17 protein-coding genes are annotated in these 22,739 nt (G+C 40.3%); 4 read left to right on the plus strand and 13 right to left on the minus strand.

The features are described from left to right. Window positions 1–100: 100 nt before the first annotated feature. The 3 genes from ACRX5O_RS19595 to ACRX5O_RS19605 all read right to left on the minus strand — a co-directional run bounded on the left by ACRX5O_RS19595 (window position 101) and on the right by ACRX5O_RS19605 (window position 5,472). Entirely contained in the window at window positions 101–3,277 is a 3,177-nt protein-coding gene (locus ACRX5O_RS19595) for a DEAD/DEAH box helicase (RefSeq protein WP_433907510.1), read from the minus strand. A gap of 105 nt (window positions 3,278–3,382) precedes the next feature. Next, entirely contained in the window at window positions 3,383–4,444 is a 1,062-nt protein-coding gene (locus tag ACRX5O_RS19600; RefSeq protein ID WP_433907511.1) for a PQQ-dependent sugar dehydrogenase, read from the minus strand. An 857-nt stretch (window positions 4,445–5,301) separates the two neighbouring features. Continuing rightward, a complete protein-coding gene (locus tag ACRX5O_RS19605) occupies window positions 5,302–5,472 on the minus strand; it encodes a hypothetical protein (RefSeq protein WP_433907512.1) in 171 nt (56 codons plus the stop codon). A gap of 84 nt (window positions 5,473–5,556) precedes the next feature. Here ACRX5O_RS19605 and ACRX5O_RS19610 point away from each other — a divergent pair, with 84 nt between their 5' ends. Further along, window positions 5,557–6,363: a cobalamin-binding protein gene (locus ACRX5O_RS19610; protein ID WP_433907513.1), complete on the plus strand. Its 807-nt coding sequence runs from the start codon at window positions 5,557–5,559 to the stop codon at window positions 6,361–6,363. 55 nt (window positions 6,364–6,418) lie between these two features. Here the strand turns inward: ACRX5O_RS19610 and ACRX5O_RS19615 are convergent, their stop codons facing one another. After that, window positions 6,419–7,600, minus strand: a complete 1,182-nt coding sequence (locus ACRX5O_RS19615; protein ID WP_433907514.1) for a NupC/NupG family nucleoside CNT transporter — start codon at window positions 7,598–7,600, stop codon at window positions 6,419–6,421. A gap of 169 nt (window positions 7,601–7,769) precedes the next feature. Next, window positions 7,770–9,233, minus strand: a complete 1,464-nt coding sequence (locus ACRX5O_RS19620) for a protein adenylyltransferase SelO (protein WP_433907515.1) — start codon at window positions 9,231–9,233, stop codon at window positions 7,770–7,772. A 187-nt stretch (window positions 9,234–9,420) separates the two neighbouring features. Here ACRX5O_RS19620 and ACRX5O_RS19625 point away from each other — a divergent pair, with 187 nt between their 5' ends. Then, the gene (locus tag ACRX5O_RS19625) at window positions 9,421–10,125 is read left to right on the plus strand and encodes a peptidoglycan recognition protein family protein (RefSeq protein ID WP_433907516.1); all 705 of its coding nucleotides are present in this window, start codon (window positions 9,421–9,423) and stop codon (window positions 10,123–10,125) included. Between the two features lie 46 nt (window positions 10,126–10,171). Here ACRX5O_RS19625 and eutH read toward each other — a convergent pair whose 3' ends face one another. From eutH to ACRX5O_RS19660, 7 genes are all read right to left on the minus strand, one after another. Continuing rightward, entirely contained in the window at window positions 10,172–11,437 is a 1,266-nt protein-coding gene (eutH, locus tag ACRX5O_RS19630) for an ethanolamine utilization protein EutH (RefSeq protein WP_433907517.1), read from the minus strand. Window positions 11,438–11,468: 31 nt separating this feature from the next. Then, window positions 11,469–12,170 carry an ethanolamine ammonia-lyase subunit EutC gene (eutC, locus tag ACRX5O_RS19635; protein ID WP_433907518.1) on the minus strand — a complete coding sequence of 234 codons (702 nt, stop codon included), beginning with the start codon at window positions 12,168–12,170 and terminating at the stop codon, window positions 11,469–11,471. 17 nt (window positions 12,171–12,187) lie between these two features. Then, window positions 12,188–13,558: an ethanolamine ammonia-lyase subunit EutB gene (locus ACRX5O_RS19640; protein WP_433907519.1), complete on the minus strand. Its 1,371-nt coding sequence runs from the start codon at window positions 13,556–13,558 to the stop codon at window positions 12,188–12,190. A gap of 16 nt (window positions 13,559–13,574) precedes the next feature. Next, a complete protein-coding gene (locus tag ACRX5O_RS19645; RefSeq protein ID WP_433907520.1) occupies window positions 13,575–15,011 on the minus strand; it encodes an ethanolamine ammonia-lyase reactivating factor EutA in 1,437 nt (478 codons plus the stop codon). Between the two features lie 96 nt (window positions 15,012–15,107). Continuing rightward, window positions 15,108–15,680 carry an ANTAR domain-containing response regulator gene (locus ACRX5O_RS19650; RefSeq protein WP_433907521.1) on the minus strand — a complete coding sequence of 191 codons (573 nt, stop codon included), beginning with the start codon at window positions 15,678–15,680 and terminating at the stop codon, window positions 15,108–15,110. Next, on the minus strand, window positions 15,677–16,762 hold the full coding sequence (locus ACRX5O_RS19655; RefSeq protein WP_433907522.1) for a sensor histidine kinase: 1,086 nt from the start codon (window positions 16,760–16,762) through the stop codon (window positions 15,677–15,679). Before ACRX5O_RS19655 ends, ACRX5O_RS19650 begins: the two co-directional genes overlap by 4 nt. A gap of 173 nt (window positions 16,763–16,935) precedes the next feature. Beyond that, window positions 16,936–18,555 (minus strand): choice-of-anchor I family protein, encoded by a 1,620-nt coding sequence (locus ACRX5O_RS19660; protein WP_433907523.1) that lies wholly within the window; start codon window positions 18,553–18,555, stop codon window positions 16,936–16,938. A gap of 217 nt (window positions 18,556–18,772) precedes the next feature. Here ACRX5O_RS19660 and ACRX5O_RS19665 point away from each other — a divergent pair, with 217 nt between their 5' ends. Both ACRX5O_RS19665 and ACRX5O_RS19670 read left to right on the plus strand, forming a co-directional pair. Then, complete coding sequence (locus ACRX5O_RS19665; protein WP_433907524.1) at window positions 18,773–19,681, plus strand: nuclease-related domain-containing protein; 909 nt, start codon at window positions 18,773–18,775, stop codon at window positions 19,679–19,681. Between the two features lie 466 nt (window positions 19,682–20,147). Beyond that, the gene (locus tag ACRX5O_RS19670; protein WP_433907525.1) at window positions 20,148–21,254 is read left to right on the plus strand and encodes a YheC/YheD family endospore coat-associated protein; all 1,107 of its coding nucleotides are present in this window, start codon (window positions 20,148–20,150) and stop codon (window positions 21,252–21,254) included. Window positions 21,255–21,259: 5 nt separating this feature from the next. Here ACRX5O_RS19670 and ACRX5O_RS19675 read toward each other — a convergent pair whose 3' ends face one another. Further along, entirely contained in the window at window positions 21,260–22,657 is a 1,398-nt protein-coding gene (locus ACRX5O_RS19675; RefSeq protein WP_433907526.1) for a UDP-N-acetylmuramoyl-tripeptide--D-alanyl-D-alanine ligase, read from the minus strand. Window positions 22,658–22,739: the final 82 nt, after the last annotated feature.

A 22,739-nucleotide genomic window follows, 5' to 3' on the forward strand; every position in this document is an offset into this window, starting at 1 on the left:
TCTTATTTAAGATACTATAAGTATAGAGTGACTCTTCTTATCTAAATAGAAACCAAGGGTGTAACTTCTTATAAGACTTGAGATGTAGATTTCACTTTGACTAATTCATCAATATCTCACGAATATCATCTTCTGTAAGAGAAGGAGCAGAATCCCGCTTAGAATCAATAATCTCTGACACAAGATCTCTCTTTTTCTCCTGCAGTTCATTTATTTTCTCCTCGATTGTCCCGCGTGCAATAAGCTTGATCACTTGTACTTCATTCGTCTGGCCAATGCGATGTGCACGGTCTGCGGCTTGCTCCTCAACAGCAGGATTCCACCAAAGGTCGTATAAAATAACTGTATCCGCCCCTGTTAAATTTAGTCCCGTCCCACCTGCTTTTAACGATATAAGAAAAATATCTCGTTCGCCATCGTTAAATCGATTGCATCTTTCCAGACGTTCTTCCGAAGGAGTCTGACCATCAAGGTAGAAAAATGGGATCCCTTGATTAGCTAGTTCCCTGCCAATCAGAGTGAGCATCTTCGTAAACTGAGAAAAAATCAGCACCCGTCTTCCAGAAAACCTTGCTTCATCTACAATTTTCATGAGCTGTTCAAATTTTGACGAACTTCCTTTATATCCATCCACAAATAAAGCTGGATGACAACAAATCTGTCTTAATCGCGTTAATCCAGCCAAGATTTTAATCCGATTTTTTCTTATCGTGTCCTTGTCCAAATGCTTTAACGTATCTTCTTTCAGTTTGGCAAGGTACGCGGCATACAAATTCTTCTGATCCGGAAGAAGCTCCACTGACTCCATCAACTCCATTTTCCCAGGAATGTCAGAGAGCACCTCTTCCTTCATTCTTCGAAGTAAAAACGGCCGAATCCTGCGAGCAATTTGCTTTCGATTGAGATTACTGTACTCCTTGAATCCTAGGAAAAGTTCAGGAAACACAACGTGAAAAATGGACCACAGTTCTTCTAAGGAATTTTCCACCGGAGTCCCTGTAAGGGCGAAGCGATAATCTGCTTTTATCCTTCGTACGGCTTTCGCTGTTTGTGAAACTGGATTTTTAAATGCTTGTGCTTCATCAAAGAAGACCACACGAAACGACTGTTTTTGGTACCAGGTCAAATCTTTTAATAACAATGGATACGAGGTGATCACAACGTCCAACCCATCCAGGTCATTCTGAAGTTTTACACGTTCCGTTTTCGTTCCATCCATCACAACGGCTTGTAGCTCTGGAGCGAATTTTATCATTTCACTTAACCAGTTATAGGTTAAAGACGATGGACAGACAACAAGAACAGGGAGCTTTTTGTCACGTATGGTAGCAAGCTCCGACAATATAAAGGAAATGCTCTGCAAGGTTTTCCCAAGTCCCATATCATCTGCAAGAATCCCTCCAAATCCAAAATGGGCGAGAGTTTTCATCCATTGATAACCTTGCTTCTGATACTCATGGAGAATCGGTTCTACCGATTTTGGCACCTCGAACTTCATTTCACCCGGATTTTGAATAGTATCTAAAAATTGACGAAAGGACTCTTCAAACTTAAATACTTTACTATCACTATCTAAGAGCTGTAGCCCTCGAACAACAGGGAAGTTTAATTCACTTTCCCAATCTTCTGGTTGGACAGGAAGTGTTTTAAGGAAACGATCAATTTCTTCAAATTCTCTTGTTTCTAACGAGAGCAGTGACCCATTTTTCAAACGATAGTATTTTCGCTTTTCCTCTAAGGCTGCTAGCACGGAACGAATCTCTTTCTCAGCCATGCCCTCCATTTCAAACTTGAATTCAAGCCAATTGGTTCGTTCTTTTTTCATTTTAATCCGGATTTTAGGATGAGCATTCTCCTTAAACAACCGGTTTCTGACAGCTGTCGTTGCATATAATTGCACTAGCTTTTGTAGCTTCGGAACGACATGATATAAAAACTCATACTCCAATTCCTCATTATGGAGAACATACCCACTGTCCGTGGTAGCAAAAGAACTTTCCTCCATCAACTTAAGGATCGCCTGTTCTTTCCCTACATCCCTTGCTGCAATAAATCTTGCTTGGTGTTGATGACTTTCTAATGGGTTAATTACTATATTTTCATAGTGAAATTCTAGCCCAGCAAGAAGCCGATTGCTTACTCGATCAAGGTACAACTTTGCTACGAGCGGTGTGTGGAAGAGTTGATTGGAAACGGCAGACGATATTTGCACGTTCCCTAGCTTTTTTAAGCCAGGAACCACTTTTTCTAAGAAAAAGTCAAATTGTTCCTTTGGGATGGGAATACTACCTGACTTCGAATTTGCTAACATTTGTTTCATTTCAACCAGTCGGTCAATATCTTCATAAGGGATTTGGTACACTTCTCCCTTAAATAAAACCAATCCATATGAATTCATCACAATGATTTGATCCAACCCTTGAACTTTAAGGTGATAACCTCCGCCCGTTACGTCTATTACATCAAATTGTAAAGGAAGCGTTCTTTTAGAAAGTCTGATTCCGCTATATGTGTATTCATCAACCTGTAAGCTTACTTGTGGGGCATTTACAAGAAAAGGGAGTAGTCTTTCCCAAGAAGTCGGTGTGATCAGTAGCATTTGGCTGTTAGGTACAACACCATGCACCTTTTCATCATTCGTCACTTGAACAAGCTGGTGGATAACCGCGTCCGTTTCCCTTTGAAAACAATGAACACTCGGGTCATAAGTAAAAGTATCTGAAAGGGATATGGGTATCCCGTTTTTCATTTTCTCTAGGAAATCTCGTATATCTTGGACTAGAATGGAGTGGATAGTGAGCTCCACCCCAAGCATCTCTTTATCCATTACCGAAATGATTTTGCAAGTAAACGCAGCCTTTACTACTTGTCGGTTTTCAAAATGGAGCTGATGTCCACTCGACCGCTTTGGCTGGCTGGCAAACAGGGTTAACAACCCGTCTGTTAATTCCTGATTGGCGTTTGGATGTTCGCTTGGTATAAAAGGGACCGTCCCTTTTTTCTGATAGTCATATATTGCTAATAACACAGCTGCAATATGCTGACATTCATTTTTAAAAGATGGTAGTGAAGGACAGCTACAGGTTGTTTGAAAATCACCGTGGTCCACTTCTACTTTAACTTTAAAGTCCTCCGCGCCCGTAACCGTTGATTCACAACCTTGATGATGATAACTCTGAAATGTTACTCTATCCGCACGATAAAAAGAATCTCCTCGTTTAAAGGAGACTGTACCACACATGTCTTTTATGATTTTGTGATTTAATCGTATATTCACGTATGTCTCTCCTTTCTAGAAGATCATTTGTCTCAACTATTTTACCATCAAAAGAGTAGCAGACACCAAAAAATGCCCAAATAACTAATTGGGCATTTTTTTCTACTATTGAATAGGTAGCTTAAATAACCGATCGTCACCTTCCCTAGGATTCCCTCTTCCATCACGATTATTAGTTATTGAATATAGCGCATCTTCTTCAATAAAAATATCCCGCATTCTTCCCGCACCCTCAAATACGGTTTCCACTTTCGTACCAGCGAGGTCGACTACTCGAATACTTTCGCCACGTAAGGTCGCTACGTAGATATTCCCGTTTTTTATTTCAATTCCAGATGGTGCCCAGGTTACCTCTCCGGTATGGAATAATGGAGAGACCATATTTGGAGCTTTTTCATCACCCTCAATCACAGGCCACCCATAGTTCTTCCCGGGTTCAATTTGATTAATCTCATCATGTGCCGACTGCCCATGCTCAGAGCTATAAAGCTTTCCACTATTATCCCACGCTAAACCTTGAGGATTTCTATGTCCATATGAATATACGTATGAATTCTTGATTGGATTATCATTAGGAATCGAACCATCTAATTCCATGCGTAAAATTTTGCCTGCTAAGCTACTGACGTTTTGAGCGTTATTGGGATTCCCTGCATCTCCAGCAGTTGCATACAATTTGCCGTCAGGTCCGATTTTGATTCGTCCACCATTATGAATTCTCCCACCAGGAATTCCTTCAAGGATAACGGAAGTTTCCCGCCATGTATTTTGGTTAAGCCGGAGAACGACTATACGGTTCAATACTTCTCCATTTTCTTCATATGTATGGTAAGCATATGCTTCCTGGTTGCTTTCAAAATTTGGAGAAAGAATAAAACCCAAAAGTCCTCCTTCTCCGATATGAAGGACCTCTTTTGTAACATCCACCTCTTGCATCGTTTTTGAACCATTTTCTTCATCCACTTTAATAATACTTCCCGCACGTTGACTTAAATAAAAGGTTTGATTATGTTTGGTAATATTCCAAGGAATATTTAAATCGGTCGCAACCACCTCAGCTTGCCTTGCAACAGCTTCACTTGCTTCATTCTCATTCGATAATTCATTATCTCCTGTACAACCCGAAACAAAAAGGATTGCCGTTAATGTAATCAGGATTTTTTTCACTACTACCACCTCAATTTTTGTTCTCTAGATAGAAGTTTATCCATTTGTTTCCAATAATAAAATACTTTCTATTTTAATTCATATTTACGCATTGAAGCGGCTTCCGGAGACGGGGCTGTCTGAATCGTGGTGGGCACTCGGACTTGGATGCAGCTGGGATTGTCCGAATCATGACTTCATTCGGACTCTGTTGCAACTCCCGAAGTTGGGATTGTCCGAATCAAGGGCTCATTCGGACTCTGAAGCGACTCCCGAAGCCGGGGCTGTCCGAATCAAGGGCTCATTCGGACTCTGAAGCGACTCCCGAAGCCGGGGCTGTCCTTATCACATGCCCATTTGGACTCTGAAGCGACTACCGAAGCCAGGGCTGTCCTTATCACATACCCATTCGGACTTTGAAGCGACTCCCGAAGCCGGGGCTGTCCGAATCACAGGCCCATTCGGACTTTGAAGCGACTCCCGAAGCCGGGGCTGTCCGAATCACAGGCCCATTCGGACTCTGAAGCGACTACCCAAGCCGGGCCTGTCCGAATCACAGGCCCATTCGGACTCTAAAGCGACTACCCAAGCCGATCCTGTCCTAATCACAGGCCCATTCGGACTTTGAAGCGACACCACATGACGTTCCTGTCCAAATCAATGGCGCATTCGGACTCTATAGCGATTCCCCAAGCCGTTTCTGTCCTAATCACGGGCCCATTCGGACTCTGAAGCGACTCCCAGAACCGTTCCTGTCCGAATCATGGGTGTATTCTTACTCTATAGCGACCCCACAAGACGTCCCTGTCCAAATCAATGGTGCATTCGGACTCTAAATCGACTCATCAAGCCGAGCCTACTACAAAATCAAATTCTCTTTATTCACCCTTCCCCATCAACTTCTTCACTGCCTCTTTCGGATCCCAGCAGTTAAATTGATAGGTTGGTTTCGTATCAAATCCTAATCGGGAGCATCGGTAAATCATTTTCCCATTCTCTTTTTTCACTTCATAATTCACACATGAGGCACAGCAATGGAAATTCTTCACATGTTTCTCCTCCTAATATCGGATTCTTTTATTATAATAATATGTATAATTAAAGTAGATTCCTAGAGTAAGGAGCGTGTTCCGTTGAAACTCATTTCTATTTGTCCAAGCAACACCGAAATTGTGGCTTATTTAGGATTAACTTCTTCATTAATTGGAGTCGATGACTATTCTGACTGGCCCGAGGAGATTAAAGAGTTACCGAGATTAGGGCCGGATCTTAACATAAATATGGATAAGGTCGAAGAATTACAGCCTGATTTAGTGTTAGCTTCCCTCACTGTTCCTGGAATGGAACGTAATATTGAAGAGTTAGAGAAACGCAACATCCCTTTTGTAATTGTTCCTAATCCAACAACCCTACAAGAGGTAGCTGACTCCTTATTGTTTGTTGGAAAAGCAACAAACTCCATAGAAAAAGCAACCATAGCCTACGAGAAGTTCACTTCAAAAATTAGAGACTACAAGGCTCTAAGCAAGACGGTTGAAATCCCTAAAACGATCTACTGGGAGTGGTGGGCGAAACCCGTATTCACCCCAGGGGCAAGCAATTGGTTAACCGAAATCAGTCAGCTAGCTGGTGGACACAATATTTTTTCTGACCGCGGGGAAGCGAGTGTTCAAACCGATTGGGACGAAGTACGCAGAAGAAACCCTGATGTCATTTCAGTTGTTTGGGTCGGAGTACAAAAAGAGAAAGTGAACCCTAAGGTGATCCTTAAACGCCCTGAATGGGATCAAATGGATGCAATCAAAAATCAGCAACTATACATACTGGATGAGCCATTGTTTTGCAGACCTTCCCCAAGGTTACTGCTGGGATTAGCGAAGATTGCTTCCCTTCTTCATCCAGACATTTATCCAGCTTACAACGAAGATCCAACCATATAATAAAAGACCATTGTCCCAAACAGACAATGGTCTTACAAATCATAGCAACATTTAATTATAGAAACAATCCAACCGTGGTTGCGGTTAATATCGATGCTAATGTAGCTGCGAGTAACATTTTTAGTCCAAACTTAGCTACAACCCCAGCTTTTTCACCGTTAATGGCTTGAATTGAACCAGATATAATTCCAATGGAACTAAAGTTAGCAAACGAGACTAGGAAGGTTGAAACAATTCCCACAGTACGGTCACTCAAGTCCGGAATCAATGGTTGGAATTCAAGCATAGCAACGAACTCATTTGTGGCAAGTTTAATCCCCATGATAGAACCTGCCGTCAACATTTCACTCGCTGGAATTCCCATCATGAAGGCAACCGGTGCAAACACATAACCTAATATTTCAGTTAAAGAAAGGCCGATTAATCCTGAGAAAGCCGCATTAATTAAAGCCATTAAACCAACATAGGCTACTAACATCGCCGCAACAATTAACGCTACTCTACCTCCATCGATCGCACCAACACTGATTGCTTCAAAAATGGATTTTGATTGGGAAACTTCCTTTAAGTTAATTTCTTCATCTTCTCCTGACTGAATAGGAGCTACAATGGTCGCAATAATTAGAGCCGAAAAAGCATTTAAAATCATCGCCACTAAGACATATTGTGCAGGGATCATGCTCATATAAGCACCCATAATACTTGCACTTACGCTTGCCATTGCACTTGTAGATACGATGAACAATTTATTATCGTTCATTTTATCTAAATGTGCTTTAATCGCCAATAATGACTCACTTTGACCAAAGAAAATCGAGTTGACTGAATTAAACGTCACTACCTTTGATAGGCCGGTAATTTTTGAAATAGCCCCACCTATGTATTTGATCGCTAATGGCAAAATCTTGATATGCGTGAGAATCGATAAAAGGGTCGATGTGAAAATAATCAACATCAAAACATTAATAAAAAATACAGATGTATCTTCAGGAACTAATCCGCCTGTGACAAAATTAATCCCTTCATATCCATAAGTTAATACTTGTGTAACGAAATTTGATACCACTTCCACGATCTTTAAGCCGACAACCGTCTTAAACATGACAATAGTGATGGTAAGCTGAAGAGCAAACATAATTACAATTGCTCTAAAGTTAACCCCCTTCTTATCATTTGATAAAAGGTAGGCCAATCCGAGTGTAAGGATAATACCTAAAATGCCAATAATGATACTCATACTGTTCTCTCCTTAGATGCATGTACAAAGTTACTTTCTACTATTATGCCTTCTTTTAAACAATAACTTTTCCATTTTATCTAATTAAGTTTTGCTTTTCTAGTGTCAGGCGTGTATTTATAATTTTCCCAAAAATAAAACAATGCCACCCAGGTAGCATTGCTCTCCGTTATGTTCCACAGTACGTTCGATAAGGAAGGCCAGTTGAGTCTGGCAGTTTACAGTACTCTTCTTGGACAGAAGTATAGTCGTAAGGATTTGCTAAAGCTTCCAGTAACTTATCCATGACACTATAGTCATCTTGCTGGGCAGCATCTAAGGCTTCTTCCACCCGATGATTTCTTGGGATAATGGAAGGGTTGCTCTTTCTCATTAATTCTAGTGCAGATTCTTTTGATTGTTCCTGTCTGCTGAGTCTCTCCTGCCATCTCTTATACCAGTCGTTGAACTCTGTTGTTCCTTGAAGGACCGATTCCTCATGTGCTTCACGGGTTAACGCTCTAAAGGTATTTGTATAATCGGCTTTATATTGCTTCATCACGTTTAGAAGATCATTTATCAGCGTTTCATCCTGTTCTTCTGCATTAAATATCCCTAGTTTGGCTCTCATTCCTTCGAGCCAATATTGGCGAGACAGCTCCGGATACTCGGATATGGCCTCTTGAGCTATTTTTACAGCCTCTTCATCGTTGTCATGAAGCAAATCCAACAGTGTTTCAGCAAATCTCGCTAAATTCCAACCTCCGATTCCTGGTTGGTTTCCATAAGCATACCGCCCCCCCGCATCAATGGAGCTAAAAACGGTCTCTGGATCATATGTGTCCATAAATGCGCAAGGACCGTAGTCGATCGTTTCCCCACTAATTGTCATGTTGTCTGTATTCATCACACCATGAATAAATCCTACAAGCTGCCACTTAGAAATCAATTTTGCTTGCTGGTTAATGACCGCTTTTAAAAAGGAAAGATATTTATCTTCATGGTCGGCTATTTCTGGATAATGACGGTTAATTGTATAATCAGCTAGCGCTCGAGTATCTTCAACTGATCCCCATTTCGCGGCATATTGGAATGTACCAACACGGATATGACTGGAAGCCACACGGGTCAAAATTGCACCAGGTAAGTTGGTTTCCCGAATAACCGGTTGTCCTGTAGATACCACCGCTAAGCTACGGGTCGTAGGTATCCTTAGGGCATACATCGCCTCACTAATGATATACTCCCTGAGCATAGGCCCAAGAGCAGCACGACCATCTCCCCCGCGCGAGTAAGGCGTCCTACCTGGACCCTTTAGCTGAATATCAAATCTCTCACCAGTAGGGGTGATATGTTCACCGAGCAAAATAGCCCTGCCGTCTCCTAGCATAGTAAAATGTCCAAATTGATGTCCCGCATACCCTTGAGCTATCGGTGAGGCACCTGCAGGAATGTCATTTCCAGCGAAAGTTGCTGCCGCATTTTCAGTTCGCAAATCCTCTGAGTGTAAGCCAAGTGATGTTGCCAAGGATTCATTAAACTTCACTATTTCTGGTGACCGCACTGGTGTTGGATTTGTATTTGAATAAAAGAACTCTGGCAATTTGGTATAGCTGTTGTCGAAGTTCCAACCTGATTCATTTGATTTAGTCATCTTATATTTCACTTCTTTCAGCTTTTATAAATTGATCTTAAAGCATAAATCTACTTTTTTAATGTTCAACAACTCCCTTTTATTATACCTTTCACCTTCTTTTAGGGAAAAGCAATAAGAATATTTGGACTGAACCTCAACAAACTATTAACGTAAAAGACAATATAGAAACAGAAAGGAAAAACAGATGAGAAGAGTTCTATTTGGGTTGCTTTTTTGTTTGCTTTTCACTACTCAAACAGCTCTAGCAACGGATAGTGTGCAGGAAGTGAGTACTTCCCCACAAAAGCAGGGGCAACATATTCTGATGACAAGGGAACAATTCAAGGATTGGTTATTAAATAGTCAATTTCATCGGAAAATCAGCCTCATTCAGCAGCATCATACGTGGGCACCAGCTTATAAACGATTCAACGGTTCCAATCATTTTCGTTTACTTCAAGGCATGGAAAATTATCATAAAAACCAAATGCACTGGAAGACCATCGCACAAAATATCACAACCTTCCCAGATGGAAAAATAGCTGTATCCCGCCCATTTGATATGGCTCCTGAAGGTTCGATTGGGGCAAAGGCCAACTCTGTAGGCATCGCCATCGAAAATGTAGGCAACTTTGATAAAGGGCAAGATGTGATGACTGCTGAACAAAAGGAAACGATTGTGTACATTACAGCCTTGCTTTGTCTAAAATTTAACCTCACCCCTTCAGTGGATACCATCACTTATCATCATTGGTGGAATTACAAAACAGGGCAAAGAGTGCTAGATCATGCGAAAAGCTATGAAGTGAAACCGTGTCCAGGAACGAATTTTTTCGGAGGAAATACGACCACTGCTGCTAAAACGTATTTTTATCCATTAATCTTAAGAAAGATGAAGGAGTTCCAATAAATATAAAAAGTAGGTTGATGAAACCTCACCAACCTACTTCCTTCTTTTAGGAAACTGCTTGTTCCTTTATTTCCACTTCATTTTCTCTATATTTATGCTTTCCAATAATTCCAGCTTCCCGATCCTTCTTTTCTAATTCCAAAGCTTTCGGTACCGATAACCAATAGGCTAATCCAATGCTAATTGCACCGGCACTTAGCTTCCCAATAATAATCGGAAGAATTAATGTTGGTTGGAAATTGGCTGTGAAAGAAAGATGATCTCCTAGTAAAAACGCTGCACATACGGCAAACGAAATATTGATTACTTTGTCCTTTGGTGACATCGTACGAACTAGCTTGAACATCGCTAAAATATTCGCAATGGTTGCAACCAATCCTGCACTTCCTTCTTTACTTAGCCCAATCTTTCTTCCCATTGCTTCCAACTGTTTCCCTGCATATTTTTGTAATAAATATACCATCGGGAATGCCCCAGCTAACATAATTCCAATATAGCCTGCCGTCTCAAGTGCGCGAAACTGATCATCTGCATCAGCCATAATGGGATGGAACCCCCATGAACCAAACAACTTCGAGAAAAGACCTGTGAAGATTTCTACAATCGAGAACACTAACACCAGTTTAATCCCTGCATCCATGAATCTTCCAAACCACATAAATCCTTTAATCATTACATCTGGTAAAAAGTATAAACCAGCTGCTAAAACAACGACAAAAATAATCAAGGGAGATAGATTGGCAAATATTTTTAAATAGCTGATTGTGAATTCATAGGTTGAATCGGTAGTTGTTGATATAGCATCTCTAATTTTAGAATTCGTTAGGACGACCAACACACTTGATATAAATGCACCAATCGGAATGGTTAATATCCCTGACATTACACCTAAGGCCATATATTTATGATCACGTTTATCTAGCATAGCTAAGCCCATCGGAATCGAGAATACGATGGTGGCACCTGCCATAAATCCAACGATCATTGCCATAATCCAGCCTTCATAAGAGGTGGCCAACTCTTGTGCTAATTGGTATCCTCCCATGTCAGTAGCAAGAATGGCAGTAGCAGCTATTGCTGGGTCCGCTCCTATTTTTGCAAAGAATGGACCACATACCTTGTTAATAAACCAGGAAAGGTATGGAATAGAAGCCATAATACCAGCTGCTGGAACAAAAATATGCCCCACCGCATGTAAGCCTTCCATAAATTGTTGCCCTAATCCTTGCTCACTGTTTTTAATAGCGGCAAAGGCTCCTAATATTGCACATGCCATAATAATATAAATAACAATTTCACCAACCATGACCATCCTTTTTCCCCCTTTATAGATGTGTTTTCAATTACACAACAAGACTTACTCCACTCGCTTTTTGCTCGAGCATTTTATTGACCAAGGTTCCGATATGAGCGGCCGCTTCAATCGGCGGTGTTCCATTTCGATGTATATTGGATATCACCATTCTCTCCGATTCCTTCATTCCTTTTCGTGGTCGATAGCACATATACGCGCTAAGTGAGTGGGCGCATACAAGGCCTGGTCTTTCTCCTATTAATAAAATAAAGGCTTCCGGTTTTAGAATTTCTCCTATGGCATCCATACAAGCAACCCTCCCCCCTTTTACAAAAAACGGTGTTCCCACATCGATTTGATATAAAGAAAGAGAATCCAATAGCGCTGGATACACATCAAGTACATTCTCATTGACCGCACTAGCACTTAAACCATCAGAGATAACAATCTGCACTTGAGCATTTTGGATACATTTTCCGCGAATAAGCTGTTCCCCTTCTACTGATAAAACCCTTCCTTTATCAGGCCTTTTTAAATACTGTTCCTTTGTTTCATAGCGTGTTTCTACTGTAAAGAGATTAAATTCTTGTAATAACCGGGAGGAAACCTCTCCATACACGGCATCAACAGCCGCCGCATGATCAATCCGAAACGATAAAAAGTCCTTTGTTAACGGCCTTGTTCCGGTCCGACCTACTCCAATTCGAGCAGGGGTAAATTTCTTTAAGGCTTCAAGCTGATGTTTTTCCATTAATGTTCACCTCTCTTTTATACTTTTTGTAGGAAGAATGTCGGATCTCCCGCTAGCTTAGTTAGCTTTCCATTTTCCATTAATCCAAGACTCTCAAGCCAACCCTTAAATGCCGGAGCTGGTTCTAAGCGTAAAATGCTTCGTAATGTCGCGATATCGTGATAGCTTAAGGACTGGTAATTGAGCATGCAATCATCGGCCATCGGAACACCAATGACAAAATTTACACCAGCTGTCCCTAATAAGGTACTCAACGTATCCATATCATTTTGGTCTGCGTTCATATGGTTCGTATAACAAACGTCTACCCCCATTGGAAGACCGTGCATTTTCCCCATAAAATGATCCTCTAACCCTGCACGTATCACCTGTTTGCTGTCATATAAATACTCGGGGCCAATGAAACCAACGACTGTATTCACAATAAAAGGGCTGAACTTTCTTGCGAGACCGTAGCACCTTGCTTCTAATGTCACCTGGTCTATATCAAAGTGAGCATCAGACGAAAGTTCCGAGCCTTGGCCAGTTTCAAAATACCAGCGGTTTGGACCAGTTGCTGTTCCTTTTTCATGAATCATTGATGTCGCCTCTTCTAGCATGGAGAGCGATATTCCAAAGGACTCATTTCCTGCTTGTGTGCCTGCCAGACTTTGAAAAATCAAATCTGCCGGAGCTCCTTTTTCGATGGCACGCATTTGACTTGTAACATGGGATAAAACACAGTTTTGAGTTGGAATCTGAAATTGATCAATCGCTTTCTTTGTTTCATGTAATAAAGCAGAGATATTTTCCGTTGTATCAATAACAGGATTAATTCCGATCACCGCATCACCAATCCCAAAGCTTAAAGCCTCATATAAGGATGCTGTCATCCCCTTTAAGTGATCGGATGGATGATTCGGCTGAGCTCTTGAAGCTAGCACTCCTTGTTGGCCAATTTTTGTTTGACAATGCGTAATAATCTTTATTTTTGATGCCGCTTGAATCAAATCCAGATTAGACATGATTTTTGCTACTGCAGCAATCATTTCACTAGTTAACCCGCTGCCCAATGTGAGCAAATCCTTGCCCGTCTGCTCATCACTCAAAATATATTCTCGTAAATCAGCTACGGTCCAATTCTTAACCAACTGATATACCTCTTCATTCACATTGTTTTCAATGAGCTGTGAGACATCATCTGTATCAGGATCTATTAAAGGTGTATTCCGAATATCAGAAAGGAGAATATCAGCTAGCACGAGCTTGGCAGCCATTCTTTCCTTCATATTTTCGGCACTAATCCCTGCTAGATCATCCCCTGATCGGCTCTCATTCGCTTTTGCCATGATTTCTTTTAAGCTATGAAACTCATAGGTTAGCCCATATAAGGTTGTTTTTCTATACATGCTAGGTTCCTCCTCGTTATCCAAAAGCTAGAGTTTTCACTGATAGAGAGATCGCTTCCCCCGCTATGCGTAATCCTAAGTCAATATAATCTCCGTGTAGAAAATCTACCTGATCAATACAAATAATTTGCATCCCTTCATGACTCGTCTTCTTTAAAGATTGACCGAGTGCCTTTCCTATATCACTTTCACAAATGACTACAAGACAAGTAGCATTCGGGAAATGGTGATGGAAGAGTTGATAAATTGTATTGGTCATAGATTTCATCGTTTGGTAAGAGCAATACTCCATTCCTAACAAACCTAGAGCAAATGGTGGATCCTGCACGTCATAAAGCTTTTTCGCTTGTGTCATTACTTCATCTAGCTGATTAGCAAATGCTATCGTTTCGAAGTCTAGCGTATCTACCATGATCCGTACGATCGGAAGATTTTTAATCGGTAACAGGGCTTCATGAACAAAGATCGTCGCCCCACTTAATTCCGTATTTTGCATTCCTGCTCCAATTACGGTTGCTCTTGTCGTTTCCTTCGCCTCAATTATGTTTAATCCCGACCACTTACTCTCCTTCAATAAGGTGGAAGCAAGTAACGGGCCGATATCACCAAACGTTGTAACCTCATTCATCTGAATAGGCTCTTTCCCAGCCATCATATGTCCAACCCCACCGGAAAAAATCACCTCTTTAATAGGCGGAAGTGTTTGATCCATTGGTTCAAGCAGCAACAAATCTGCATGGTATTTTGGCTCACCAGAAAGAAAGGAAATCATGCTTTGATTCATACGTGTACAGATTTCTATCAGCTCATTCAATGTAATGCCTCTATCTTTCTGAGTGGAAAAGAGGTTCGCTTCCAACCAGGGCCTTAAATATTCCGAAATATACACGACTTCCTCTTGGTCATTTATTCGGATTAATCTTCCCCCTACATGAAAGGTGAAGGTTTGAATGGCCCGACCTGCTTCAAACAGGGCTACATTGGCTGTTCCTCCCCCAATATCCACATTGGCAACAATTCCTTCGATTTCTTCTGAACGATCCTTTGCACCAGAACCTTTTCCAGCTAAAATGCCTTCTAGGTCTGCTCCTGCTGTGGCAACGACAAAATTTCCCGCTCGGTCAGCTAAATAGTTAATAATTTTTTCCGCATTTTCTTTTCTCGCCGTTTCACCTGTAATAATGACTGCACCAGCTTTGACATCCTTAAAATGAATGCCAGATTGCTCATATTCATTTGAAAGAATGGTCGCCAAACTTTGCATATCAATATCTTGATTAGATGTTAAGGGTGTTGTGTAGATGGAACTTTCATACACAACGGTACGGTCAATAATTTGAGACGTTGGCAAATGAAAAGGACTACCTTGTTCCGCTATTGATAGATGACTTACAATGAATTTTGTTGTGCTGGTTCCAATATCAAGTCCGATACTTGTGATCCAATTTCCCAATTTCTCCACCCCCCTGAAAACAAAAAGCGCCTTAAATTAATTCCCCACCTCTAAAAAGATAGTAGAATTAATTCAAAGCGCCGTTGCTTTGGATGTTTATTTACTTTTCTCTAGCACACTCTCAGCTAATTTAGCTAATGGAATATGTTTTTCCATGCTCTCTTTTTGCATATGGCGATAAGCCTGCTCCTCTGTAAATTCCAATTGTGCCATTAAAATACCTTTCGCCTTTTCAATAAGTTTTCGATCCTTCATTTGTTGCTCTAAATTCCCAATCTTATTATGTAAGATAAGGCTTTGTTCTCGCTGAAACAGAGCGATTTCAACAGCTGGGATAAGGTCTTTTTCTGTTATTGGTTTGACGATATAGGCATTTATGCCAACCTCTTTCGCCTGTTCAACAAGCTCATCATGACTAAAGGCTGTTAGAAGAAGAATGGAGGAGCTTGAGAATCCTTTAATAATAGAGGAGGCCTTGATTCCATCCATTTTCGGCATTTTCACATCCATTATAATAAGATCTGGTTCCAATGAATATGCTTTCTCTACCGCCTCTTCCCCATTTTTAGCTTCTCCAACCACCTCGTATCCTTTGCCTAGAAGAATCTCTTTAATATCAATTCTCGTAATAGGCTCATCATCAACTACAAGTATTTTTGATTGGATCATTCTATCACCCTATCTATGATCGGAAACATAATCGACACTTTTGTCCCTCGAGTTGAATAAAAAAAAGATAGAACCCCCTCCAACTCCTCTTCAACTAGCATGCTTACCAACTGCAATCCTAAAGTAGATGAAGGTTGATCACTTGGCTGTTCTTCCATCCCCGATCCATCATCAGATACAATGATATAGACCATCTGCTTTCTACTATTAATTGTAATCTCCATTCTTCCATTTTCTCGAGAATGAAAAGCATGCTTTAATCCATTTTGGATCAATTCATTGACAACTAGCGCAAGAGAGGTAGCCTTATCTGATGGTAAATATAACGATTCTCCCTGAACAGTTACTTGAATATCCTGTCCTGGAGTAGTCGACGAAGAGACTAGTAGTGTCGCAATTTGCCCCATTACAAATTTGACATCTACTTCTTCTAATCCATCCTTTGCTAAATAATTGTGAACAAGTGCCATGCTTGCAATTCTTGAAAGACTATCTTCAAAAACTTCCCTAACCTCTTGTGACGAGGATCTTCTCATTTGTAGGCGTAGTAAACTCGAGATGACCTGTAAGTTATTTTTCACACGATGGTGAATTTCTTGCACTACAAGAGACTGCACCAACCTTTGCTTTTCTTGACTATTAGTTGTTTCCATTAAAGACTTTACTTTTCTTTCATTTCGAATGATTTCTGAAATGTCCCGCTCTTTTATTAAAACAGCTATCGTCATTCCATCACGATCAGTAATAGGAACAATATCCTGCTGCATGACGATGTTTTCCTGAGATATCCCCCTTGAACCAATTACCGGTTTCCCATTTCTTAAACTAAATAAGACTCCTGGTTCTGCTTCCTCTACTGCCACCTGACCTAGCACACTTTCCTTATACAATGAAGATGCGGTGTTCGGATTGGCTTCAGCCACCACAATGGCTTCTTTTCCCCCAGGCAATAAGCAGTCGATGAATACATCGGCTTGAGAAATATCAGCTATTACTTGAAGATTAGTAGACATGTTTTTAATTATCTCATGATGTTCATACGTTAGATTTGTTACCTGATCTAAGGTGAGACTTATTACCATGTCATTATAATCCTCTCTTTTTATGGTCGTTTTCTATAGAAACAACAATACCACCCTTTCCTGACATGACCAACAATACTGTAAGAAAATCTAACAGAGATTATTCTGATAAATTTCATTTTTCTTACAAAATAAAACAGAAACCTTACAAGAAGGTCTCTGTTTAAGTAAACTTATCTTCCATTCATCTCAAAAACCCTTACATTACCAGAGACTTCGTTCGCCACGAGCATGAGTGGCTTACCAGTTGGGCTATCATTTGCTTCCACCAAGCACAGTCCTTCTGGTGCAAGATCACCACTTGACACTACGTCTGTACCTGTGAAATCTCTTAAGTTAACATAGTCATGGAATTTTACATTTTGCATATTTGTGATGTCATACATCATAATGCCGCCCGTTCTTTCTAACCCGATAAAGGCGAACGTTTTGCCATTTACTTTCATCACTTTTATATCTTCTGGCTCTGGACCTTTTTTCCCGCTGCGAGAATCTAGTTCTGTTTTATTATTTGAAGAATTAAAGGCTTCAGGAAAAAGCTCACCTGTTATTTTTTCAAAGTCGCTTCCACTATCATAGACCTGCTCCATCGTGCCTGCATCCCAAATGGAGAAGGAACGGCTACCATAAATATACGTTTTATCAGCCTCAAGTCCATCTCTTTCCGTATTCAGTATGGTATCGATTTTATTAGAGGTGCCTGGGAATGTATAAGCCCCCGTATCCTCATACTCACCCCACTCTCTGCCATCGCCTTCGTTAGCAGTAAAGATGTACTGTTTGCCCCCTATTTTTTGCGTGGCTATTCCATCAGGCATGTAGGTACCATAGAGATTTTGGGTAGCGAGGTTTACTTGACCATCCTTTAATGCATCAAGAGCATTTTCTTCTAAATTATGATCCTTAAATCCAAGCCCTTTCACACTTACAATCTCTTGAGTTTTTAAGTCGATTTTCGCTACCGAATTAGCCTCCTGTAGAGATACGTACGCGTAATGACTGTTATCAGAAACAGATATATACTCAGGCTCTAAATCAACAGAAGGTGCCGTATTAGGCTTCAATAATACCCCATTTTCCACAAGTGCTGCTCTTGCCTCTTTGGAGTCAAACTTGTCAAAACCAATCGTTTGAGCTGTAGCTTTATCTACACCCTTTTTTATGTCAATAATGGTAATGGAACCTTTGGGGTCAGCTGCATCTGCTACAGAGTATCCTTCCCGTGGCTCGCCTTCATTGGCAGACAATAAGTATTTATAATCATGAGAGAAAGTAACCATATCGGGCTGTACGCCCGCCTCGAAATGTTTTATGTACTTTCCGTCATAATTCAGAATGACAATACTTCCATTATCCTTATAAGTTGCCCCCTGGACAGCTATCGCAATAATTTTTTCGTTTGTATTGATATCAATACTTGTAATATCACCGCTCGCAAATCCATGTGCCTGTCCCATAGCAGTAATATCAAGGCGAGTATCGATCTTGAACTCTGTTTTTTTGTTGGATGTCATATTAGATATGCTAACGATGTCTACTGATTGTGCTGCACCGTTTACGATATACATCTTTTGATTATCTTTATTGTATTTTACGATTTCTGCAATTCCACCATCTTTGTTGCTCATTCCGGTCTGGTAGTTTCCGATATAGCTCAGTTTACCGTTGACACTTTCTTCTTGAAGAATTTGTGCCTCGTTTTTTGCCAGCACAGGTGTACCACTTAACTGTAGCGTTCCTGTTAATACTCCACCTGCCATTGCCAGTCCAAGAAATGCTTTTGACTTTATCATATACAGACCTCCCAAATATAGGATTTGTTTCGGTTGAATCACTTATGTAGGGCAACTCCACTCATTATTGTCGCAAATGTAAGAATCATCAAAAACCGTGGTGGTGTAAATATTTGGTTAATTGTATGTAAATGTTAATAGTTTGTTCAAATCTCTTAATGGTAAGAGTAGAAATTTTTTATAAAATGGGAGTAGAAATAAAGAAGGGAAGTGACCTATGATTTTAAAATGTCGAACTGAATCGGATGAATTGCTGACTCTCCGATCCTTAAACACACGTATGACATTAACAGAGAAGGAAAAGTTTCATTATTCAGTTCTTGAAAAAGGTTTTGAAGGCGAGAGGAAGTTTGATCAGCTATTAGAAATCCTCCAAGAAGAAAGGTATATTTTAAATGACTTATTGCTTGAAGTGAATAACTCCTATTTTCAAATTGATAGTTTGATTATCTCACAGGAAGCCATTTATCTGCTGGATGTGAAGAATTACCAAGGTGATTATTATTTAGATTCAGATAAACTTTATTCAGTAACAACTGATCGAGAGTATAAAAATCCGGTGACCCAGTTACAAAGGAGCGCCACTCTTTTCCGCCAATTGCTTCAATCCCTCAAACGAAACTTTCTTGTTGAAGCCTCAGTGATATTTATCAATCCAGAATTCACCCTTTACCAATGCCCCGTAGATCAACCCTTTATTTTTCCAACGCAGGTAAATCGTTTTTTGAAAAGTTTAAACCAAATAACTTCCAAGTTAAACGATGAGCAAAAGAAACTAGCCAAGAAATTAATTTCACTTCATCAACCTAAAAATCCATTTAATCGATTGCCAGAATATCATTATGACCATCTACAAAAGGGAATATATTGTAAAACCTGCTTTTCTTTTGCGGTATCAGTTAAAACTGACAAATTTGTATGTGAAAAGTGTGGAGATCTAGAAAAAATTCCCCTAGGCATTTTACGGAATGTGAAAGAATTTATGCTCCTTTTCCCTGAACGGAAGATTACAACCCAAAGTATCTATGATTGGTGCCAAGTTGATTTATGCAAAAAAACCATATACAGGACATTAAAGAAAAACTATACGCCCTGTGGAAACACGAGAGATACTTACTATGTTTAGTATAGGTAAAGTTGAGGAGTTGGAGGCAGCAATGATAAAACGGAAGGAGACTCTTAAAGCGTTTATATGCCTTCCTCCCAAGTGGGATGGTATTCGGACTCCTTTCGCTTTGATTGACTGTACCTGTCCGAATGCCCACCCCATTCGGACTCCCCTTCGCTAAGATTCAACTGCCCCTGTCCGAATGCACACCCCATTCGGACTCCCCTTCGCTTTGATTCAACTGCCCCTGTCCGAATGACCACTCCATTCAGACTCTCCTTCGCCTAGTTTCACCGCTCCTGTCCGAATGCACACCCCATTCGGACTCCCCTTCGCTCGTATTGACTGTCCCCTGTCCGAATGACCACTCCATTCAGACTCTCCTTCGCCTTGATTCACTGCTCCTGTACGAATAAAACCACTCTTATCTCAGTCACTCCACCCCCTCCATTGAATACCTTATTATGAAAGGAGTACGATCAATGTGAACAACTATATTGGAATCATTATCCCGAAATCAACCTATGACAAAATGCCAAATTTAAGGGGTAATGTTTTAAGTATGTTTTCCATATGGGAAAAGACTGCCCAAAAGCATGACTTGACCCCCTGTTATATTCGTTTTTTTGACATTCGGCCAAATGAAAAAACGGTGATGGCTTATGTAAACGAAGGCACGAACTATCGCCTAAAACAAATTCCTTCCCCCAAAGTAATTTACTCAAGAGTTCTGGACCATCTCCCTGCCTACCGAGCACATATAAAATCTCTCATCCAAAACGAGATTTCTGTATTCAATATTCCTAATTACGATGTGGAGAAATACACTGTTCACAAGATTCTTAACAAAGATTCGCACATTCGAAAGCATTTGCCAGATACAGAGTTATTTTCAATAGAAAACTTAAATAAGCTTGTGGCTAGATATGACCGTCTTATTTTAAAAAAGAGCTACGGAGAATTTGGTGAAGGCACCATGAAGCTTGAAAGACTTCCTGACGGATGGCTACTTTCCTATAAGACAAAGGGAGATAAAGAGCTGAAAAAAATAGCATTCCAGAAAACATTGCCTGCCATTTTACAGAAGCGTATCCACGAGCATACGTATTTGATTCAGAAGCTGATTCCTCTCGCTACCTTTCACGGAAGGCCATTTGATATGAGGGTAGCGGTCCAACGAAATCTGAAAGGGGAATTTCAAGTATCTGGAATTATGTGTAAGGTAGCCCAAGACAACGATTTTCTGACAAATGGTGCTCAAGGTGGAACGACTTATTCTTTACAAAGTATCGCCCACGTCACCCATCCGAACATCCCTTATCAAACGCTTGTTAAAAAGATCTCCGATTTTTCCCTTTATGTAGCTAATTACCTTGCACAACACTTCCCACACTTAGCCGATCTCGGATTTGATCTAGGTATTACGAAAGATGGTACCCCTTATTTTATCGAGTGTAATTTTATTTCCGACTATGTTAGTGGCTTGTTCATGGAGGGGAAGTTAATTAACCCAGAATGGGAATCTGTTTTTAGCACGCCTATAGATTATGCGAAGTTTTTAATTACCCAAAAAAAGAGTCTGATAGAGTAAACTCTCTAATCAGACTCTTTTCCATTTATAATTAAATGGCTTAGTGTGTTCTTGAAGGATCTTCGCATCGAGGTTTTCAACAAGATAGATGTGTCCTTGTCGACTATACGATTCAGCAACTGCATCAAGGTTGTATGACTAGTTAGATGGTGAATATTCGCTCTGTTCATCCCTAATTCAGCTGCCTTTTGACAGGTTGGAATGGCGTCCTTTCCGATTGCTATTAATATATCAACCTTGTTTTTTACGACCAGTTCTCCCACCTTTTGATGCTCGGATACGGAATAATCCCCTAGTTCTTCTATTTCTCCGATGATTGCTATCGTTTTCCTTCCTTCTGCCGTTTCCTTAAGCACTTCTAATGCTGCCTCGATGGATGTAAGATTGGTGTTCCATGTATCATCAATGATTAGGCTCCCATTGATTCCTTTGTGGAACTGAAGATGACTTTTTACGTGTGAAAAGGTTTGTAATCTAGTAATGGTCTCAGGAATGCTCTTACCTACTAATGAACATGCGATGATTGCGGCCAACGCATTGTACACATTATGCTTACCGAACCCTGGGACAAAGGCAGAATACTCCCCTTCTTTGCAAGCAATTACGAAATCCATTCCATTTTTTTTCAGATTAAAAGTCACGGAATGAGCATAAAAATCGGCTGTTTTCTCCATTCCGTAATAAATGACTTTTCCTTTAAAAGATTCCAGATTGAGCCTTCTACAGTACGGATTATCATGATTTAGAATTAACGTCCCTTTAGGTCCTACTGCTTGAACCATCTTAATCTTTTCTTTTACATATGAATCTTGATTTTTAAATCCTTCAATATGATCGGTGCCAATGGTTGTGATGATTCCAATTTGTGGTCGGAAGTATCGGGCTGAATACAGCAACTGATTAGGACCTGAAACCCCCATTTCAAATACGGCACTGTCCGTGGTATAATCTATTTCCAATAAATAATCCAAGTTTCTTCTTAAACCATTATGACTTAAATACGTGCTTACCACCTTTTGCTTTTCTGATAAGATCCATGAGATCATCTCTTTTGTGGTCGTCTTTCCAGAGGTACCTGTTACCCCGATAACAGGTAGGGTAAAAAGATTTCTGTAAAAGGTAATAAACTGATAGTACGCCTTTTTTACATCTGGTACATAGACAATCGTTGTATCACTACTAACATGTTTCAACAATCTAGGTGTGGAAGTAACGACCGTAATGGAGGAAACCTTCGTTGGTAAGGGCAACGTTTTTCCCTTTTTTATAATAAAAACCAAAGAATGTTCAGTTATGACATGTTCCCCGTACTTTGCAGCATTTTTTATTACTTGCGATCCATTTCCGTGAATCACCTTTCCTCCCAAAACAGGAAGTAGTTGGTTTAAATGAAGATGTTTCATGATGTCACCCACTCTCTTTTGTGGCTTTGGTTTATTCTATTGAAAAAGTCCATTCATGGTAAGGGCATATAACCATTTTCCA

Source organism: Robertmurraya mesotrionivorans, assembly GCF_050971805.1.
Classification (GTDB): Bacteria; Bacillota; Bacilli; order Bacillales; family Cytobacillaceae; genus Robertmurraya_A.

Bases quoted from the DNA above. Each gene is read 5' to 3' on its own strand.
- ACRX5O_RS19615 (WP_433907514.1), bottom strand. From the start codon at position 7,600: ATGAGTATCATTATTGGCATTTTAGGTATTATCCTTACACTCGGATTG.
- ACRX5O_RS19655 (WP_433907522.1), bottom strand. From the start codon at position 16,762: ATGGTAATAAGTCTCACCTTAGATCAGGTAACAAATCTAACGTATGAA.
- ACRX5O_RS19675 (WP_433907526.1), bottom strand. From the start codon at position 22,657: ATGAAACATCTTCATTTAAACCAACTACTTCCTGTTTTGGGAGGAAAG.
- eutH (WP_433907517.1), bottom strand. From the start codon at position 11,437: ATGGTCATGGTTGGTGAAATTGTTATTTATATTATTATGGCATGTGCA.
- ACRX5O_RS19665 (WP_433907524.1), top strand. From the start codon at position 18,773: ATGATTTTAAAATGTCGAACTGAATCGGATGAATTGCTGACTCTCCGA.
- ACRX5O_RS19650 (WP_433907521.1), bottom strand. From the start codon at position 15,680: ATGATCCAATCAAAAATACTTGTAGTTGATGATGAGCCTATTACGAGA.
- ACRX5O_RS19620 (WP_433907515.1), bottom strand. From the start codon at position 9,233: ATGACTAAATCAAATGAATCAGGTTGGAACTTCGACAACAGCTATACC.
- eutC (WP_433907518.1), bottom strand. From the start codon at position 12,170: ATGGAAAAACATCAGCTTGAAGCCTTAAAGAAATTTACCCCTGCTCGA.
- ACRX5O_RS19660 (WP_433907523.1), bottom strand. From the start codon at position 18,555: ATGATAAAGTCAAAAGCATTTCTTGGACTGGCAATGGCAGGTGGAGTA.
- ACRX5O_RS19625 (WP_433907516.1), top strand. From the start codon at position 9,421: ATGAGAAGAGTTCTATTTGGGTTGCTTTTTTGTTTGCTTTTCACTACT.
- ACRX5O_RS19640 (WP_433907519.1), bottom strand. From the start codon at position 13,558: ATGTATAGAAAAACAACCTTATATGGGCTAACCTATGAGTTTCATAGC.